This window comes from Campylobacter novaezeelandiae (genome assembly GCF_004323845.1).
Classification (GTDB): domain Bacteria; phylum Campylobacterota; class Campylobacteria; order Campylobacterales; family Campylobacteraceae; genus Campylobacter_D; species Campylobacter_D novaezeelandiae.
In genome coordinates, this window is the sequence record NZ_QPGR01000008.1 from 17,462 (window position 1) to 35,673 (window position 18,212).

Annotated in this window: 17 protein-coding genes; 4 read left to right on the plus strand and 13 right to left on the minus strand. The window is 28.9% G+C overall.

From position 1 onward, the window contains the following. Positions 1 to 23: 23 nt before the first annotated feature. The 4 genes from aroC to DU473_RS05060 are packed head-to-tail and all read right to left on the minus strand — an operon-like array spanning position 24 to position 3,168. Positions 24 to 1,106 carry a chorismate synthase gene (gene aroC, locus DU473_RS05045; protein WP_131186648.1) on the minus strand — a complete coding sequence of 361 codons (1,083 nt, stop codon included), beginning with the start codon at positions 1,104 to 1,106 and terminating at the stop codon, positions 24 to 26. Next, on the minus strand, positions 1,103 to 1,777 hold the full coding sequence (rnc, locus tag DU473_RS05050) for a ribonuclease III (RefSeq protein WP_131186649.1): 675 nt from the start codon (positions 1,775 to 1,777) through the stop codon (positions 1,103 to 1,105). The genes aroC and rnc overlap by 4 nt, the downstream gene beginning before the upstream one ends. After that, positions 1,764 to 2,204 carry a ribonuclease HI gene (rnhA, locus tag DU473_RS05055; protein ID WP_131163723.1) on the minus strand — a complete coding sequence of 147 codons (441 nt, stop codon included), beginning with the start codon at positions 2,202 to 2,204 and terminating at the stop codon, positions 1,764 to 1,766. The genes rnc and rnhA overlap by 14 nt, the downstream gene beginning before the upstream one ends. After that, complete coding sequence (locus DU473_RS05060; RefSeq protein WP_131163724.1) at positions 2,191 to 3,168, minus strand: tetratricopeptide repeat protein; 978 nt, start codon at positions 3,166 to 3,168, stop codon at positions 2,191 to 2,193. The genes rnhA and DU473_RS05060 overlap by 14 nt, the downstream gene beginning before the upstream one ends. Before the next feature lie 66 nt (positions 3,169 to 3,234). Here DU473_RS05060 and dnaG point away from each other — a divergent pair, with 66 nt between their 5' ends. Continuing rightward, the gene (gene dnaG, locus DU473_RS05065) at positions 3,235 to 5,028 is read left to right on the plus strand and encodes a DNA primase (protein ID WP_131186650.1); all 1,794 of its coding nucleotides are present in this window, start codon (positions 3,235 to 3,237) and stop codon (positions 5,026 to 5,028) included. A gap of 59 nt (positions 5,029 to 5,087) precedes the next feature. After that, the gene (locus DU473_RS05070; protein ID WP_131163726.1) at positions 5,088 to 6,068 is read left to right on the plus strand and encodes an MnmA/TRMU family protein; all 981 of its coding nucleotides are present in this window, start codon (positions 5,088 to 5,090) and stop codon (positions 6,066 to 6,068) included. A 125-nt stretch (positions 6,069 to 6,193) separates the two neighbouring features. On the opposite strand, the gene DU473_RS05075 is transcribed toward DU473_RS05070, so the two are convergent. From DU473_RS05075 to DU473_RS05090, 4 genes are all read right to left on the minus strand, one after another. Beyond that, entirely contained in the window at positions 6,194 to 7,201 is a 1,008-nt protein-coding gene (locus tag DU473_RS05075) for an alpha/beta hydrolase (RefSeq protein WP_208332046.1), read from the minus strand. A gap of 272 nt (positions 7,202 to 7,473) precedes the next feature. Further along, entirely contained in the window at positions 7,474 to 8,058 is a 585-nt protein-coding gene (locus tag DU473_RS05080) for an NAD(P)H-dependent oxidoreductase (protein WP_131166234.1), read from the minus strand. A gap of 59 nt (positions 8,059 to 8,117) precedes the next feature. Further along, the gene (locus DU473_RS05085; RefSeq protein WP_131186651.1) at positions 8,118 to 9,188 is read right to left on the minus strand and encodes an NAD(P)-dependent alcohol dehydrogenase; all 1,071 of its coding nucleotides are present in this window, start codon (positions 9,186 to 9,188) and stop codon (positions 8,118 to 8,120) included. Between the two features lie 303 nt (positions 9,189 to 9,491). Next, entirely contained in the window at positions 9,492 to 10,106 is a 615-nt protein-coding gene (locus DU473_RS05090) for a hypothetical protein (RefSeq protein ID WP_131163730.1), read from the minus strand. 280 nt (positions 10,107 to 10,386) lie between these two features. Between DU473_RS05090 and DU473_RS05095 the strand changes: the two genes are divergently transcribed. Then, on the plus strand, positions 10,387 to 11,688 hold the full coding sequence (locus DU473_RS05095) for a major outer membrane protein (protein ID WP_131163731.1): 1,302 nt from the start codon (positions 10,387 to 10,389) through the stop codon (positions 11,686 to 11,688). 424 nt (positions 11,689 to 12,112) lie between these two features. Here DU473_RS05095 and DU473_RS05100 read toward each other — a convergent pair whose 3' ends face one another. The 5 genes from DU473_RS05100 to lgt form a co-directional block, all read right to left on the minus strand. Beyond that, positions 12,113 to 12,814 carry a tetratricopeptide repeat protein gene (locus DU473_RS05100; protein ID WP_131163732.1) on the minus strand — a complete coding sequence of 234 codons (702 nt, stop codon included), beginning with the start codon at positions 12,812 to 12,814 and terminating at the stop codon, positions 12,113 to 12,115. A gap of 81 nt (positions 12,815 to 12,895) precedes the next feature. Next, positions 12,896 to 13,621, minus strand: a complete 726-nt coding sequence (locus tag DU473_RS05105) for a fumarate reductase iron-sulfur subunit (protein ID WP_131163733.1) — start codon at positions 13,619 to 13,621, stop codon at positions 12,896 to 12,898. Beyond that, on the minus strand, positions 13,614 to 15,605 hold the full coding sequence (locus tag DU473_RS05110; RefSeq protein WP_131163734.1) for a fumarate reductase flavoprotein subunit: 1,992 nt from the start codon (positions 15,603 to 15,605) through the stop codon (positions 13,614 to 13,616). The genes DU473_RS05105 and DU473_RS05110 overlap by 8 nt, the downstream gene beginning before the upstream one ends. Then, complete coding sequence (locus tag DU473_RS05115) at positions 15,589 to 16,371, minus strand: fumarate reductase cytochrome b subunit (protein ID WP_131163735.1); 783 nt, start codon at positions 16,369 to 16,371, stop codon at positions 15,589 to 15,591. The genes DU473_RS05110 and DU473_RS05115 overlap by 17 nt, the downstream gene beginning before the upstream one ends. Positions 16,372 to 16,441: 70 nt before the next feature. Next, entirely contained in the window at positions 16,442 to 17,257 is an 816-nt protein-coding gene (gene lgt, locus DU473_RS05120) for a prolipoprotein diacylglyceryl transferase (protein ID WP_131163736.1), read from the minus strand. A 101-nt stretch (positions 17,258 to 17,358) separates the two neighbouring features. Between lgt and DU473_RS05125 the strand changes: the two genes are divergently transcribed. Then, complete coding sequence (locus DU473_RS05125; protein WP_131163737.1) at positions 17,359 to 18,210, plus strand: YajG family lipoprotein; 852 nt, start codon at positions 17,359 to 17,361, stop codon at positions 18,208 to 18,210. Positions 18,211 to 18,212 lie beyond the last annotated feature (2 nt).

Consider the following 18,212-nt stretch of genomic DNA (forward strand, 5'->3'; position numbering starts at 1 on the left):
TTTATTTTTAAAATTATAACAAATTAAAAAGTATAAATTTTTTTAAGATAATCAAGTCTTGAACTTGCATTTAAAAGAAGTAAATCTGCAAGAATAAATCTCACCATAGCATTTACAACAACACTTCCACGAATTGCTATACAAGGATCATGCCTTCCTTTTAAAATATATCTCACATTATTACCCTTTTTATCCATACTTTCTTGAGGGATAAAAATTGAAGGAGTAGGCTTAAAATGAGTTTTAATTTCAATTAAAGATCCATTAGAGATACCGCCTAAAATTCCACCTGAATTATTACTTAAAAACTTTTTATCTTTTAAAATATCATTATAGCTTGAACCACGCATATGGCTTGCTTTTACTCCAGAGCCTATTTCTACAGCCTTAACCCCATTAATACCCATTAAAGCATGAGCTAGCTTAGAATCAAGCTTATCATATAAAACCTCTCCTAACCCAATAGGCACATTTTTAACGCAAGTATAAACACTAGCACCTATGCTGTCTTTAGCTTTTTTTACATTTAAAAGTTCTTTTTTAAATTCTTCTTCATAATTTGGATCTAAACAAAAAATCTCACTCGTTTTACAAAATTCAAAGTCTATATTTTTAAAATCTATATTTTTAGTGCCTATGCTACAAATTCCACTAAAAACTTCTATATCAAACTCTTTTAAGAGCATCGCAGCAATTGCTCCTGCTATAACTTTATTTATACTCTCTCTAGCACTTGATCTTCCACCACCTCTATAATCATGGATACCATATTTATAAAAATAAGTAAAATCAGCATGAGATAATCTAAAAACGTCTTTTAACTCTTCATAGTCTTTTGATCTTGCATCTTTATTAAAAACAACTGCAGATATAGGAGTTCCCGTTGTATAGCCTTGAAAAACCCCGCTTAAAATTTCCACCTCATCATTTTCTTTTCTAGGACTTAGAAATTTATTCTTACCGGGTTTTCTAAGCTCGAGTTCATTTTGTAAAAAATTCTCATCAAATTTTATTCCCGCAGGTATTCCATCTATAACACAACCCAAAGCTTTACCATGTGATTCCCCAAAGCTTGTAAATTTTAATCTTGTACCAAAAGTATTCATAAAATTCCTAATTTCTCAAGAGCAATTTTAGCTGCAAGTTGCTGAGCTTCTTTTTTGCTACTTGCAATAGATCTTGCATACTCAATTCCCTCCAGTTTTAAAACAATTTCAAATTGTTTTTGATGATCAGGCCCAAAAGCTCTTAAGGTTTCATAATCTGGCGTTTGACCTAATTTTGCCTGAGTAACTTCTTGTAATTTTGTCTTATAATCTCTAATAAGATTCTTTGCATCTATATGAGGATAATTTTCTTCAATCAAAGCTAAAGCCACTTTTTTTGCTTCTAAAAATCCTGATTCTAGATGTATTGCTCCAATGATTGCTTCTAAAGCATCTGAAAGTATAGATGGCTTAGCTCTACCGTTATTATTTTCTTCAGCAATTGACATAAAAATAAAATTACCAAGATCAAGACTTTTAGCAATTTTTGCAAAAGATTTTTCATTTACTAAAGCCGCTCTTAATTTAGATAAATCCCCTTCTGCATCATTTTTAAATTTATGAAACAAAAACTCACCAACAACCAAATCAAGAACAGCGTCTCCTAAAAATTCTAATCTCTCATTACTAAAAGGTTTTTTAAAACTTTTATGAGTTAAAGCTTCAATAAGTAATTTTTGATTTTTAAATGTATATTTTAATCTTTGTTCAAGCACCTTAATCTTTTCCATTTTTTTCCTTTTGTAAATTCAAAGCAGCCTCTCTTGCTAATTTATCACACTTTTCATTTTCTATATGTCCATTATGCGCTTTAACCCAAAAAGCCCTAATTTTATGATCCTTTGAAAATTTTAAATATTCTTTCCATAAATCTACATTTTTTTTATTTTTAAAATCCTTTTTAACCCAGGTTTCAAGCCATTCATTAATACTCCTTACCATTAAATTAGAATCCGTATAAAGCTCTATTTCGCAAGGTTCTTTCAAAATTTTTAAAGCTTCAATGATGGCTAAAAGCTCCATTTGATTATTGGTTGTATTTTCTTTCGCGCCAAAACCTATTTTTTCATGTTCTTTATAGCGTAAAATATAAGCCCAGCCTCCAAAACCCGGATTATTAAGACAAGACCCATCTGTATAGATCTTAATTTGTTTCATCAAGTTTAACCTCATAAAGAATTTTACATTTATTAAAACTATAACAAATTGGACAATGATAAAAAAATAATGGCATAATGTTTTTACAATCTAAACACATATAAGAAAATACCATTTTTACTTTAAATTCATTGTTTTTTAAAATTTTAAACATTCTAAAATTTTGATTTTTTATAAAAATTTTTTCTTCTTTTGGTAATAAATTCAAAGCATAGAAAAATTCTTTATACTCTTGTTTATCAATCTTTATTAATTTTTGATCTTTATAAAGCAAATCTATAATATCAAAAAGATTTTGCTCTTTTATGATTTGATAATTTTCAAAAATAAATCTTTGAAGCATTGCGTTATCTTTAATGTCAAGATTTAAAATAAGTTCTAATTTATTTTTTTGTTCCATATCTTGATCTTTTATGATAAGAGCTTTTATAAATTCTTTTTCTTCTTTTACCTCTTCATCAAGCTCCAAAAGACATTCTAAAGTATTTAAAACTTCTTTATAAGATCTTAACCTTAAATAAACAATTTTTAAAAGTTTTAAAGCTCTTTCATTTCTTGGTCTTATTTTTAAGGCATTAAGCAACACCTCTTTTGATCTTTCTAAAAATCCCGCTTTAAAATATGCCTCAGCCAAAGATATAAAAATACCTTCTTGTTCTTTTTTATCTTTTACTTTTTCTAAGGCAATTAAATAAATTTGTATAGCTTTTTCAAATTCTCCACTTCTTGTAAAAATTGATGCTAAAAAAATAAGATTATCCAAACTTAAATTTGGATCCCTTAATAAATCTTTATGTATATTATTAAGTTCAAATTTTTTAATAAATTTTTCTAATTTTTCCTCTTCATCTTTATAGATAAAAAATCTCCAAAAATAATTAATCAGTGCCACTACAAAGATCAAGATAGTAATGAAAATTAATCCTACTAAAGGATCCCTATAATCTAAAAAAAATAAATCCATATTAAAACTTTAATTTTTATATCTATTATAGCCAAATCTTTGTATAATTTTATCAAGGTTTAAAAAATGATTGATAAAGCAAGTATAGAAAATTTAAGTCAAAGAATAGACATTGTTGATATTATTTCTCATTTTATTGAAGTAAAAAAACAAGGCTCAAGCTATATTTGTGTTTGCCCTTTTCATAATGATAAAAATCCCTCTATGCACATCAACTCTCAAAAAGGTTTTTATCATTGCTTTTCTTGTAAAGCAGGTGGAGATGTTTTTAAATTTGTTATGGATTATGAAAAAATAAGTTTTAAAGAGGCCGTTGAAAAAATAGCCAATTTAAGTAATTTTACTTTAACTTACACCAAAGAAAAAAAAGAAAATCAAAAAGATCTAAAATATATCTTACCTTTGCTTAATGCTTTTTATAAAGAAAACTTACCAAAACATAAAGAAATTTTGACTTATCTTTATTCAAGGAAATTAGATGATCAAGATATTAAAAAATTCGAACTAGGTTTTGCACCCAAATCAGAAGAAACCTTAAGACTTTTAACAAATGAAAATATTAATTTTCAAGATGCATTAGAAGTTGGAGCTATCAAAAATCAAGATAAAGAATTTTACGCTAGCTTTATTCAAAGAATAACTTTTCCTATATATGATCACAAAAATATATTAGTAGGTTTTGGAGGACGCACACTAAATTCTTCAAATTTGGCCAAATACGTTAATTCACCCCAAAATAAACTTTTTGATAAATCCAGAATTTTTTATGCTTTTAACCTTGCAAAAGATTATATAGCTCAAAAAAAAGAAATAATTATTTGTGAAGGTTATATGGATGCTATTGCTTTTCATAAAGCAGGATTAAATAACGCTGTAGCTGTTTTAGGAACAGCTCTAACCAAAAATCATCTTCCTTTGATTAAACGTTATGATGCTAAAGCGGTTTTATGCTTTGATAATGATAATGCAGGTTTGCAAGCTGCTTTTAAATCAGCATTTTTACTAAGCACCAACAAAATAGATGGTAAAGTAATTTTACTTGAAGGGGGAAAAGATCCTGCTGAACTTGTAGCAAACAATCAAAATAAAGTTTTATTTAACTTACTAGAACAAGGAATAGAACTTGGAGAATTTTATATTAAAACTATGCTTGATAATCTTCCTTTAAAAACTATACTTGATAAACAAAAGGCTTTAGAAAATATACAAAAATATACCTTTTTACTTGAACCATTGATAGCTAATTCATATAAAACTTTAGTCTCAAAACTTTTAGGAGTTGAAGAAAATTTTATTCATCTTAGCAAAAAATCCTCTCAAAATAAAAACTTAGTTAATACCTATAATATCTCGCAAAAAATTTATCTAAGTGAATTTGAAATTTTAGATTATTTATTAAGAGAGAAAAAGGCTAGAGAACTTTTTCATTTAATCAGTGATAAAGCATGCTTTAAACATCGAAATATTTTAGAAAAAATCTTCCAAAATATAAATTTAGAAGATTCTGATATAAGAGAACTCTATTTAAGAAATTTTAGAAAATTAGAAAATGAAAATGAATTTTTACTAGGAATTTGCAAAATCAATCTTGCTTTTTTAAATCAAATCAGCATTAAAAAAACAAATCTCGCATTAAAAAAACAAATTTTTTCTTTACTTGAAAAAAATAGCGAAAAACTCAAAAAAAATCTTAATCAAAATGAACTTTTTATTTTTTTAAAAGATTGTTTAACGACCTTAAAACAAGAAAAAAATGAAGAAAATTTAGAATCACTTTTTAAACATCTTTATAAAATATTTTCAAAAAACTACTTTACTTTTATAGAATTAAATTTAAAAGAAAATGAACATCCTTTTTAAGCCATTGTATAATTTTTTAAGATAAAATTACGCTTTTATTAAATTTTAGAAAGGAAATGATGAAAGCATTAGCACTTTTTAGCGGAGGTCTTGATAGCATGCTTGCTATGAAGCTTATCACCTCTCAAGGAATAGAAGTTAAAGCTTTAAATATTAATATAGGCTTTGGAAGTACAAGTGATAAAAGCGAAATTATGGCAAAACGTGCGGCTATGGTGGGAGCTTCATTTGAGATGATAGATGTAAGAAATGAATATCTTCAAAAAGTTCTTTTTAGTCCAAAATATGGCTATGGAAAACATTTTAACCCTTGTATTGATTGTCACGCTTTTATGTTTAAAACAGCCCTTTCTATGTTAAAAGATGAAAATGCAAATTTTATCATTACAGGTGAAGTTTTAGGACAACGTCCTATGAGTCAGAGATTAGACGCTATGACAAAAGTAAAAACCTTAGCCCAAGATGAAGAAGATCTTATTTTACGTCCTATGTGTGCTAAAAATTTAACCCCAACAAAACCAGAAAGAGAAGGTTGGGTTGATAGAGAAAAATTAGAAGGCATTAGTGGCAGAAGTCGCAAAAGACAACTTGAACTTGCAAAAAAATTTAATCTTGAAGATTTTGAAAGCCCAGGTGGAGGTTGTTTGCTAACTATTGAAAGCTTTTCTAAAAAAATTAAAGATTTTATATCATTTGATAAAAATATGGAAGTAAATGACGCCCAACTTCTAAAATACGGAAGACATTTAAGACTACCTAATAATTCTAAAATGATCATTGGTCGCAATGAATTAGAAAATGAACTTTTAAGAAATTTAAAAACTTCTAAATATGAAGAAATTAAACTTTTTGATCTCATTGGGGCTTACTCTTTAGTGGATACTAATATTAATGAAGAAGATTTAAATTTAGCTTTAAAAATCGCCCTAACTTATACAAAATGTGAAGAGGGAAAAAAATACAAACTAGGCTTTAAAGATAAAATTTATGAATGCAAGCCTTTGAAAGATAAAGATCAAATCAAAGAATTTTTTATCTAAATACAATAAATTCTAATTCCTAGTTAAAACTCTTCTTATTTAGTAAAATCTTTTATGTATTCTAATTAAAACATTTACATAAAAGATTTAAATTATTTTAAAAAATCTATATTTTAACCCTTTTCTTAAAGATTGTTATTTAGATTTTGTAAATTTTGCATTCCTTTTTTATCTTTTGAGGCTAGATTTTTCTTAAACCACTTAACTACTAGATTAATAACTTCATCTTGATACCAATAAATATCCCCGTGATTTGCTCCCTTTATAAGGATATATTCTGCTTCATTACCTTCTTTCTTTAAAGCCTCGTAAAGTTGCTTGCTTTGTATTGGAGATACCAATGTATCTGCACTACCGTGCATTATTAAAAAAGGTGGCTTTTTACCTTTAATATGACCTAAAGGACTAGCAAAAAGTGCTTTTTTAGGATCTGCTTGGATACTTAATCCTGCAAAATCTCTAAAAGCTACCCCATTTACCAATAAAGCCTCTGTTACGGCTAAAGAGTGATGAACTTCTTGCACTTCTTTTGAAAATCCCTCACCGATATTTAAAAGATTAGAAATTCCATAAATTGTAGCCACAGCTTGAACTTTAGAATCTTTATCTAAATATTCTCCTTGCTCAAAGATTTTATCATCTGTCACTCCCGCCATCTGAGCCAAATACCCTCCTGCTGAATCTCCTAAAACACCAATTTTCATCGGATCAATACCATATTCTTTAGCATGAGCTCTTAAATATCTTATGGCTGATTTTGCATCAACTACAAGGGCTGGAAATTTATCAGGAATTACGCGGTATTCCACAGAAGCTACAACAAATCCCGCTTTTGCTAGAGCCATTCTCATCTGAGAATATTTAAAATAATTAGCAGACATAAAACCACCCCCAGGAAAATAAAGAATAGCAGGTTTTAAAACATCAGTTTGAGGAATTAACAAAGACATATGCAAACCTCTAATGCTACCATTTGTTGATACCTGAGAATAAACAATATTTTCTATTGAATTAATTCTTATATCCTTTAATTTTACCTCTATAACTTTTGCACCCTTTGTATAGCCAAACAATCTAATATCTTGACTAAAACAAAAACTTAAAAAAATAAAAAATAATATTAACTTCTTCATCATCAATCCTTAAATTTTAAAAGATTATATAACTTTTTCTTTAAGTATTTATCAAGATGCAATCAAAAATTTAGATAAAAATCATCAAAATCTAAATATTTAAAATAATCTATTGTATACAAAAATCATCAAAGAAGTTTTTTAGGTATTTATAAAAGATAAATTTGATTTAAAATCATGGATAAAATTTTTTAAACTTAGAAAAATTTAATTTATTTTAGCTTATTAAATCCTTGCTTTAAGAATAATTTATCTTGCAATTTAAAATAAACTTAAATTGCAAAAATATTTTTTAAATGATTTTTGTATTCGCTTAAATATTTTTCAATCTGAGGATTTTTAACTACATCATAGCAAATAAAAGTCGGTAAAGCACTCATTCCCAAAAACTGATTTGCTTTATGCAAATGCAAATAAACTCCATCAACTCCAACACCTTCAAAAAATTCATCTTTCTCATTAAAAGCTTCAGCTGGAGCATTCCAAGTAAGAGAAAACATATATTTTTTTCCTTGTAAAAGTCCGCCTTTACCATAATTTTTAGTTGGATCTGTATGACTACGTCCATCATTTGCAAACAAACGCGTATATCCGGCGGTAAAAACCTCATCTATATATTTTTTAACTATCCAAGGCTCACCCATCCACCAACCTGGCATTTGATAAATTATCACATCAGAATTTAAAATTTTTTGAACTTCATTCTCTGCATCATAACCACGATCAATATGAGTTTCATTGATATTATAATCTAATTCTTTAAGGGTTTCAATGGCAAGATTATGTAAAGTAAGATTAAGTTCACCATTAGAACTACCAAATTTTTTTGCACCATTAAGTAAAAGTATAGTATTCATTTTAACTCCTTAAATAAAACTCTAATAATACCAAAAAAAATCATAAAACCGGAGTAAAACTATCTCATATCAATCACATAACGAAATTTTGCTTTACCTGAAGTAAGATTTTCATAAGCCTTATCGATTTCATTTGGCTTTATAAGTTCAATCTCTGGATAAATTTGATGCTTTAGTGAAAAATCAAGCATTTCTTGAGTCTCAGCAATTCCGCCTATTAAAGAACCATAAACTTTTTTTCCAGCTTTAAATATAAGTTCTTTTATATTAATATTTATTTCATTTTCTAAAGGTGGAAGTCCAACAATAGCCATTTCACCACCGAATTTAAGCAATTCTAAATATGCAACAGGATCATAAGCAGTTGGTATAGTTGAAATAATAAAATCAAATCTTTCTTTTACGATATTTTTATCAGTGCTTGTATAAAAACTACTTACACCCATATTTAAAGCATCTTGCTTTTTGTTCTCATTTCTAGCAAAAACACTTACTTTAGCACCCATTTTAACAGCGTATTTAACCCCCATCATACCAAGACCACCAAAACCTGCTATAGCCACTTTTGAACCCTCTTTGATATTAGAAAATTTTAAAGGAGAGTAAGTAGTAATTCCTGCACAAAGTAAAGGAGCAACTTTTTCAAGTGGAGCATCTTTTGGAACACATACGGCAAATTTTTCACTTACAACTATATTATTAGAATACCCGCCATAAGTATTTTCATTATCATGAAAGCAATCTTTACTATTGTAAGTAAAAACTGTTTTTCCTTGCTCACAAAATTGCTCTTGTGAATTTTTACAAGACTCACACTCTCCGCAAGAATTTACCATACATCCAATTCCAGCATAATCACCAACTTTAAATTTACTCACTTTTGAACCAACAGCTACGACTTCTCCTGCTATCTCATGACCTGGAACGCAAGGATATATAGCTTCACCCCACTCGCTCCTTGCAGTATGAATATCACTATGACAAATTCCAGCATAAAGAATTTTTACTAAAATATCATATTCTCCTATAGCATGACGACTAAACTCAAAAGGACTAAATTTAGCATTTTTATCTAACATTGCATAACCTTTGCTTTGTATGCGTCCATTATCTAAAATTTTAAATTCCATAAATCACTCCTTTATTGCAAAATATAATACTATTATACATTGCAAAGCAAATAAAGCTTAAATCAATTTATACCTTAAATTATTATAAATAATTTTGTATTTTATTTTCAAATAAAAAGTATAAACTCTAATACGAAAATTTAAAAAATATCAATAAATCAAAACATTATATAAATTTTAAAATTTTCACTAAGAAGATACAAAAAAGATTTTAGACAAATAAATATTTGAAATAAAGAATTTAGTTTATAAGGAGTTTGGATTCAACAACCTCAACATTGGCTAAGGTTGTTAAAATAAGAATTAAATTTGGATATCTAAAGTTTTTCCACCAAGCTCATCTAAACGTTGATTAACTTTTTCTAAGGCCTTATCCATAGTATCTTGGCTAATTTGAGGCAATTTCCCACCCCACATTTTTGAAGCTTCTTCAAAGCCTCTTTTCATTCCTTCTATACCTTTTTTTAGCTTTTCTGCATCATTTCCTGCGCCTTGTATAACAAAATCAGCTATACGATCTGCAGTATTTTGCACACCAAAAAAACCATTTTCACCAAGTAAATCTTCTAACTCGTTTGAGTTCATATTCATTGGATTTTTTCCAAAATATCCTATAGATGCAAAATCTATCCCTGAAAGAATTCCTTGTGCTTTACTAAGATCATCTTGATAAAAAAGATTAAAAACTCCATTTTGAGCACTCATGCTGCCACTTACAGCATTAAAAGCCTTTTGTTCAAATTCAGCCAAATATATAGCGCTCATTCCCTTGCCACCTATAGCACTAAGTTGATCAAGAACTTTTTTATCTATATTTTTACTAGAATTTGCACTTTGAGTGTTTGTCTCTCTTGTTTGAGAACTAAGTTTGTTGTTATTAATCTGCATAGCTACATTAGAATACGCGTTTATTTGCATATTAACTCCTTTTAATATGATTAATCCAATATCGACATTTTAAAAAATAGTTAATTATTACACATCATTAACTTTTGAATTTTATACTTCTTAGCATTAAACTAACATAAAAACTTCATAATCTTAACTCCTTTGAAAAACGCTCAAAATTTTTGAGCGTTTTAATTTGTTATCAAGCATTTATCATAAATTTAATTACTATTTAAGTATACATTAAGAAAATATAATACTTTTTTATGATACAATTGCCGGCGTAGATATTTAAATAAGGAGAAATTTTATGAAACTAGTTAAACTTAGTTTAGTAGCAGCTATGGCTGCAGGCGCTTTTTCAGTAGCAAATGCTGCTCCTTTAGAAGAAGTACTTAAAGATATCGATGTATCTGGAGTTTTAAGATACAGATATGACACTGGAACATTTGATAAAAAATTTGAACCAATCAAAAATGATCAACTTAACGGTAGTAAACAACAACATAAATACAGAGCGCAAATCAACTTTAGCGGTGCTATAGCTGATAATTTCAAAGCTTTTATGCAACTTGACTATAGTGCTAACGATGGTGGTTATGGTGCTTATCAACCAGATCCAAACTCACCTCAATACAACCCTAATGTAAGTAATACAAGTAAAGGACTTAGCGTTCGTCAATTATACTTAACTTACACAAATGATGACTTTGCTACAAGCGTGATCGCAGGTAAACAACAACTAAATACTATCTGGACTGACAATGGTATCGATGGTTTAGTTGGAACAGGTATCAAAGTAGTAAATAACAGCATCGATGGTATCACTTTAGCTGCTTTTGCTGTAGATAGTACAAACGCAAGAACAGAACAAGAAACTGATACTCTACAACTTTTAAATTGGGAAAAAAATATTTATGGTGGTGCTGCACTTGCAAGCTATAATGTTTTTGGTGGAGATATCAACTCTCAATTATGGTTAGCTTATATGTCTGATACTGCATTCTTATATGCTCTTGATGTAGCTTATAGCACAACTGTATTTGATGGAGTAAAATGGACTCTAGAAGGTGCTTATCTCGGAAATTCTGTAGATAATAGCGTAAAAGGAACAAATAATAACCCTGTTAACAGCAAACCAGTAAGTTGGGATGGAAAAAATAATAATTTCTTTGCCTTAAGAGGAACTGTTGAATTTGGCGGTTGGGACGCTACACTTGGTGGTTTATACTACGGTAAAAAAGATGGTGTTACTATAACTGTTCTTGAAGATCAAGGAAATTTAGGCTCTTTACTTGCTGGTGAAGAAATTTTCTATACTGATGGCTCTAGACTAAGTGGAGACTATGGTCAAAACACTTTTGGTTATGTAACAGCAGGTTATACTTTTAACGAAACTGTGCGTGTAGGTGGAGACTTCATCTATGGTGGAACTAAAACTGATCTTGTTGGATTTGGTGGAGATAAAATGGAAGCAGTTGCAAGAGTAAACTACAAATACTCTCCAAAACTTGACTTCTCAGCATTCTACTCATACCTAAACGTTGATAGAAAAAATGCTGGTAGCGCAGATCACAATACTGTAAGACTTCAAGCTCTTTACAAATTCTAAAAACTTTTAGCCTATCTTTGATAGGCTATTTTATACTTACAAATCTAAAATTATTTTAATATTATCAAATCTTTTTGATTATTAATTTATTTATATGTATTTTTATCTACGATGGATAGGTGTATTGACTTTTGCAATTATCAACTTCTTTTACCAAATGAATTTGTTTTTATCTTGATTATGATTTTAAAGTTTCTATTTTAACACTTTATATTAAAATATAATTTATATTTTTTGTGAAAATAAAAAATTAAAATATTATAAAACTGCACTTAAAATAACAAATCGCAATATAATATTTTTAATTTAGTTTATATTTAACCATAAAATATTTATGAATTTTTTATAACGAAAAGACTTATTAATATAAGAAAATTAAAAATATATTTTAATTTACAAAATCTTAATATTTAAATTATTAAATTTAATAAATCTTTATATCTTTATTGTTTAAATCTTTATAGGCTTCACAAGCTTGTAAATGTTTTTGATCACAAGCTATTCCAAAATACCTTTTTGCTGTTTTTATATCATTTTTTTCAAATTGATTATAACGTCCCAAAAGATAGCAAGCCTCTCCAAAGCCAAAGGAACAAGACTGTTTATAAAAATACAAAGCTTGATTTAAATTTTGCTTGATAAGCTCACCTTTTTCATATAAAAAACCTATTTTATAACATGCTCTAGGATCTTTTAAAGCACAAGATTTTTTATAAAAACTTAAAGCTAATTTTCCATCTTTTTCTTTTTCATAAAAAAGACCTACAGTATTACAACTTTGAGTATCATTTAATTTACATGCCTTGTTAAAGACTAAAATAGCTTCATTAAAAAAACCTTGATCTTGCATCAAAAGAGCTAAATTAGAACAAGCCTGTTTTAAACCTAATGAACAAGACTTATCATAAAATTTATAAGCTTTTTGCAAATCTTTTAAAACTCCTTGGGCATTCTCATACATGTAAGCCAAAGAAAAACAAGCTCTTGAATTTGATTTTTCACAAAGCTCATTGAAAATTTCATAAGCTTTTTTATAGTTCTTATTGTCATAAAATTTCAAAGCATTATCAAGATCATTAGAGAAAAGAATATTGAAGAAAATTAAAATTAAAAAGATCTTTTTCATTATTTTCCTTAAAAAGCATTATAAAATCTAATTTATAACACAATTTAACAAACAATATTATAAATAATCCCTTTTTTGGGATTATTTATTTTTTTGAGCAACTAATTGTCTTCTCATATAAGCAATTTTACTCTGAAGAGGTAATTCTTTTGGACAATTATCCTCACAAGCAAGCAATGACATACAACCAAAGACTCCATCATCATCGCCTACAAGTTCATAAAAGTCCTCTATAGTTCTATCATCATGAGGATCTTGTAAATATCTTGCTGTTCTTAAAAGCCCAGTTGCTGCTATAAAATCTGGTCTCATTAATTTCGTTGCACAAGAAGCAACACAAATTCCACACTCTATACAACGATCTAATTCAAAAGTTTCATCAGCTACTTCAGGTTCTATTCTTTCTTCAAGTTTTGAAATGTCAACTTCTTTATCATGATGTACCCAACTCTCAACTTTTTTACACATATCTTCAAACCATTCGCCAGTATTAACACTTAAATCTTTAATATGCCTAAAAGCTGGAAGTGGCATAAGCTCTATAACTCCATCAGGATAATCTTTAGTAAGAGTTCTACACGCAAGCTTTGGAACTCCATTGATCATCATCGCACAAGATCCACAAATTCCAGCACGACAAACAAAATCAAAACTTAAATCCGCATCCATTTTTTCACGGATTAAAGTAAGACAAACAAAAACCGTCATAAAAGGAGTCTCTTCGAGTTCATAAGTAACAAAATGAGGTTTTGAAATCTTACTCAAAGGATTATACTTAAAAGCTTTAATTGTTAATTTTCTACTCATAATCAACTCCTATTCTTTGGTTTGGTTTTTTATATTTTTCTTGTAATTCATAAGGCATTAAAGCTTCTTGAATTTCATAGCGTCCTTTGCCTTCAGCTTCCATTTTAGAACGGATTGCATCAACCTCTTCTTGACGTTTTTGACTTAAAGGATTTTCTATAATATTTCCTTTTGCCCCGTAACCTCTAAATGCTGGAGGTATTTCCATTTTCATAATGTCAAGATCTTCATACTCTACGCGTGGCAAAGTTTCACCTTCAACCCAATAAGTATTTGTTCTTTTCATCCAATTTAAATCATCTCTTTTTGGATAATCTTCTCTAAAATGTGCCCCTCTACTTTCTGTTCTTAAAAGTGCTCCATAAGCAACACATAAAGCGATTTTAAGCATTCTAGGAACTCTATAAGCTTCTTCTAATTCTGGATTTGCACAGTCTAATTCTTTATTATGTAGTTTAAGATCTAAAGATTCTTGATATAATTTTTCAAGTTCATCTACAGCTTCTTTTAAACCTTCTCCTGTTCTAAAAATAGCAACTTTTTCCCACATAATATCTTTCATTTTATTCTTAATTTCAAAAACATCAAATTTACCCTCTTTGTCAACCAAGGATTTTAAATATTGATATTCTTTGCTTAGAAAATCTTTAACGATATTTGTATCAATAACTTCACCATTATTTTTACAATAATCAGCAAAATAATCACCCACTATCATACCTGCAACAACAGTTTCAGCACATGAATTTCCACCTAAACGATTAAAACCGTGCATATCCCAGCAAGCTGCTTCTCCACAAGCAAAAAGTCCTTCAAGCCACTGACTTTCACCTGTTGGCTTGGTTCTAATTCCACCCATTGAGTAATGTTGCATAGGCAATACAGGAGCCCATCCTTTTGGTCCCTCATCAGCTGGATCTATACCATTGAAAGTTTTACAAATATCTTGAACATCTCTTAAATTCTTTTCAATATGAGCACGACCAAGGATAGAAATATCAAGCCATAAATGATCTCCATATGGGCTTTTAACCCCTTTTCCTTTGCGTATATGCTCCATCATACGACGGCTTACAACATCACGACTTGCAAGTTCTTTTTTCTCTGGTTCATAATCTGGCATAAAACGATATCCATCAACATCGCGTAAAATGCCACCATCTCCACGACAACCCTCAGTAAGCAAAATTCCACTTGGAACAATAGGAGTTGGGTGAAATTGCACTGCTTCCATATTTGAAAGTCTGCAAAGTCCTGTTTCAAGAGCAATAGCAGCTCCAGTTCCTTCGCAAATAACAGCATTAGTAGTTTGTTTATAAATTCTTCCATAACCACCTGTTGCTATCATAGTTCCTCTTGCTACATAAGCAATAAGTTGACCATTTGTAAGATCTCTTGCTATAACGCCTAAACATTTTTTACCATCATGTATAATACGCACAGCTTCCATTCTATCTATAATTTTTACTTGATATTTAATAGCCTCATTTGCTACACCATAAAGCATACAATGGCCAGTAGCATCAGCAATATAACAAGTTCTCCACTTTTTTGTTCCACCAAAATCTCTTGCATTAATAAGTCCGTGAGCTTCACTTTTTTCTTCTATAGTTGTTTTTTGTGCATTAATAACTACAGATCTTGGTCCTTTTTTAATTCTGGTCCAAGGAACACCCCACGCAGCAAGTTCTCTAACTGCTTTTGGAGCAGTTTGAGCAAACATTCTTGCTACTTCTTGATCGCAACCCCAATCGCTCCCTTTAACAGTATCTGCAAAATGCAAATCTTCATTATCTCCTTCACCCTTAGCACCATTTGCTAAACTTGCTTGCATTCCACCTTGAACTGCTGCAGAGTGCGATCTTTTTACAGGACAGATACTTAAAAGCGTAACACTTTGTCCACTTTTAGCTACTTCAATTGCTGCTCTAAGTCCAGCTAAACCTCCACCAACGATTAAAGCATCACTATATTGTATATTCATATTTTACTCCATCATAATTTTTTATCATTACACTTTGTATTTGTTGTTCTTGATAATTTTTATAACCGATTTTTGCGAAAGCTGCAAGACTTAAAAATCCTAAAACTAAAAAGAAAATACTTATAACCCATTTAGCAGTTTTAAGCTTTTTACGACTTTCTTTAGCATTTTTTCCTTCAAACCATCCCCATTTAACACAAAGTCTGTAAAGACCTATGCTACCATGAAGTTCAACACAAATTAACAACACTATATAAAAAAGCCACATAAAATGACTAATAACCCTATCTCCTGATAATTCTCCACTAATTTTATCTGCATTTGTGATTACAAAAATAAGATGTGCAGAACCCAAAAAAAACATTACAAAACCAGTAAATGCTTGAGTCCACCATAAAGTTGTATCTTGATGTTTTATGGTTTTAATATGAGTTTTTAAAAGCTGATATTGACGAAAATTGATTGGAAATTTTCTCATTGCCAAACCAGCATGAATAATAAAAACAATTAAAACACAAGCCGCAAGAAAAGAAGTGATATAACTCATTATTGGATTATCATAAACAAATTTTAATTCCAAAAAATGAACAACAGAGTTAAAAAAATCTTCACTCACTAAAATCGTAGATACAAAAAGCATATGCATCCACATAAATAATCCTAAAAAAAGCCCAGAAGCACTTTGGATAAAATCCAATTTTGCAGGAATTTTACTTTTTTTACCCTCAATACTTCTACCTAGATATCCTTCGATAAGCCAACCCATTTTTACTCCTTGGTAGTTTTAAAGAATTAAAAAAATATCAAATTATATTGTAACAAATCTTTAATAAAAATTAAATATTTATTTTACATTTTCTAAGATAAATATAAAATAACAAAGATAACATACACATTAATAAGCTTAAAATTTGACCCATACTTAAACCAAAAACAATATAACCCAAGCCAAAATCCGGTTCTCTATAAAATTCACAAAAAAATCTTGCCAAAGAATAAGCACTAGCATAAACAATAATCAATTCTCCATTAAAAATTTTTCTTAAATTCATATAATAAACAATTAAAAAAACAACAAAACCTTCAAAAAATGCTTCATAAAGTTGGGAAGGATGACGTAATACTCCATTAACATAAATTCCCCAAGGAACATCTGTTACGCGTCCAAAAAGCTCTTGATTTAAAAAATTTCCAATTCTACCAAATATATAAGCTAGCGGAACACTTAAAGCAACAAGATCTAAATAAATCCACATATTTTGTTTATATTTTTTACAAAATAAAAATGTAGCCACTAAAAAGCCAATGATTGCACCATGATAGCTCATACCTCGAATTCCTACGAATTCTCCGTTATAATAAGGATTAAAAATCTGCCAAGGATGAGTTAAATACCATAAAGTATTAGAATCATAAATTAAAATATATCCTAAACGAGCTCCTAAGATAACTCCTATTTCAACCCATATAAAATAATTATCTAACATTTTTGAGCTTATATCAATTTTAAATTTTTTAACAAAAAGTTTTGCCAAAAACAAAGCTATCAATAAAGATAAAATATACATTATTCCATACCAATGAACTTTTAAGCCAAATAATTCAAAAGCCACCACATCAAAATTTGAATAAATATTTTGCCATTTTTCCATAATTTATAAATCCAAATAAAAATTATAATTTTAAAAGAATATACCAAAAAAAATTTAATCTTGCTATAATTTCAGCTAAATAAGATTAAAGGTGAGTTGCTATGAAAAAATATATACTTATAACTATTTTTGCTATACTTTTAAGTGCCTGTTCTAGCACGAGTTCTAATTTTGTTAATGTTTCTTTGCCAAATTTCAAGCCTCAAGTGCCTACAAAAATTGAACCTATACAGTCAAATGTTAAAATTAGCCTAGAACCAATTAATATTGAACAAAATAATAACTATTCTGACTATTTTGAAAATTCTGTTCTAAAACTTAGAATCGAAAAAGAAATTGATCTTTTAAAAGAAAATTTAGAAGAACAAATAAAAACTATAGCGCTTTTAGCCGGCTATGAAATAGATGATAAGCAACCAGATTATAAACTTAAAACAACTGTAAATATCTATATCGAAGAAAAAGAAATACAACAAGCTAATGAACTTCTTGGGGGAGATTTTATTGATTCTAAACTAGGAATAGCATTTAAAGCTAATTCTGAATTTATTAATGTTTATGATCCTAAAAATAAAACAGATATGTCAAGCAACACTAAACTTGACTCTTTAATCAACCTAACCTATCCTATTAAAAGTGATGATGGAATAGGCATGTTTAAAACATCAATTAGTAGTGTTCCAACACAACTTAATAAAGGTTTAGAACGTCCAGCTTTTGAAATTGATAAAAGCTTTTTAGCTTTTTATAAACATTTTCTAAATACCTTATACTCTAATCTTCCAAAGGCACTAGATCTTGGAAAACCTTCTATAAAAGATACACAAGAATTTAATGAATTTAATACACAAGATTTTGAAGAGCAAAATGCTGATAAAATCGATCCAAATACCGATAATGATGAAGAAAAATATCCTCAGAAAAATGATGATGGAGTAATAATTTTTGAATAAAT

Bases quoted from the DNA above. Each gene is read 5' to 3' on its own strand.
- aroC (WP_131186648.1), bottom strand. From the start codon at position 1,106: ATGAATACTTTTGGTACAAGATTAAAATTTACAAGCTTTGGGGAATCA.
- rnc (WP_131186649.1), bottom strand. From the start codon at position 1,777: ATGGAAAAGATTAAGGTGCTTGAACAAAGATTAAAATATACATTTAAA.
- rnhA (WP_131163723.1), bottom strand. From the start codon at position 2,204: ATGAAACAAATTAAGATCTATACAGATGGGTCTTGTCTTAATAATCCG.
- DU473_RS05060 (WP_131163724.1), bottom strand. From the start codon at position 3,168: ATGGATTTATTTTTTTTAGATTATAGGGATCCTTTAGTAGGATTAATT.
- dnaG (WP_131186650.1), top strand. From the start codon at position 3,235: ATGATTGATAAAGCAAGTATAGAAAATTTAAGTCAAAGAATAGACATT.
- DU473_RS05070 (WP_131163726.1), top strand. From the start codon at position 5,088: ATGAAAGCATTAGCACTTTTTAGCGGAGGTCTTGATAGCATGCTTGCT.
- DU473_RS05075 (WP_208332046.1), bottom strand. From the start codon at position 7,201: ATGAAGAAGTTAATATTATTTTTTATTTTTTTAAGTTTTTGTTTTAGT.
- DU473_RS05080 (WP_131166234.1), bottom strand. From the start codon at position 8,058: ATGAATACTATACTTTTACTTAATGGTGCAAAAAAATTTGGTAGTTCT.
- DU473_RS05085 (WP_131186651.1), bottom strand. From the start codon at position 9,188: ATGGAATTTAAAATTTTAGATAATGGACGCATACAAAGCAAAGGTTAT.
- DU473_RS05090 (WP_131163730.1), bottom strand. From the start codon at position 10,106: ATGCAAATAAACGCGTATTCTAATGTAGCTATGCAGATTAATAACAAC.
- DU473_RS05095 (WP_131163731.1), top strand. From the start codon at position 10,387: ATGAAACTAGTTAAACTTAGTTTAGTAGCAGCTATGGCTGCAGGCGCT.
- DU473_RS05100 (WP_131163732.1), bottom strand. From the start codon at position 12,814: ATGAAAAAGATCTTTTTAATTTTAATTTTCTTCAATATTCTTTTCTCT.
- DU473_RS05105 (WP_131163733.1), bottom strand. From the start codon at position 13,621: ATGAGTAGAAAATTAACAATTAAAGCTTTTAAGTATAATCCTTTGAGT.
- DU473_RS05110 (WP_131163734.1), bottom strand. From the start codon at position 15,605: ATGAATATACAATATAGTGATGCTTTAATCGTTGGTGGAGGTTTAGCT.
- DU473_RS05115 (WP_131163735.1), bottom strand. From the start codon at position 16,371: ATGGGTTGGCTTATCGAAGGATATCTAGGTAGAAGTATTGAGGGTAAA.
- lgt (WP_131163736.1), bottom strand. From the start codon at position 17,257: ATGGAAAAATGGCAAAATATTTATTCAAATTTTGATGTGGTGGCTTTT.
- DU473_RS05125 (WP_131163737.1), top strand. From the start codon at position 17,359: ATGAAAAAATATATACTTATAACTATTTTTGCTATACTTTTAAGTGCC.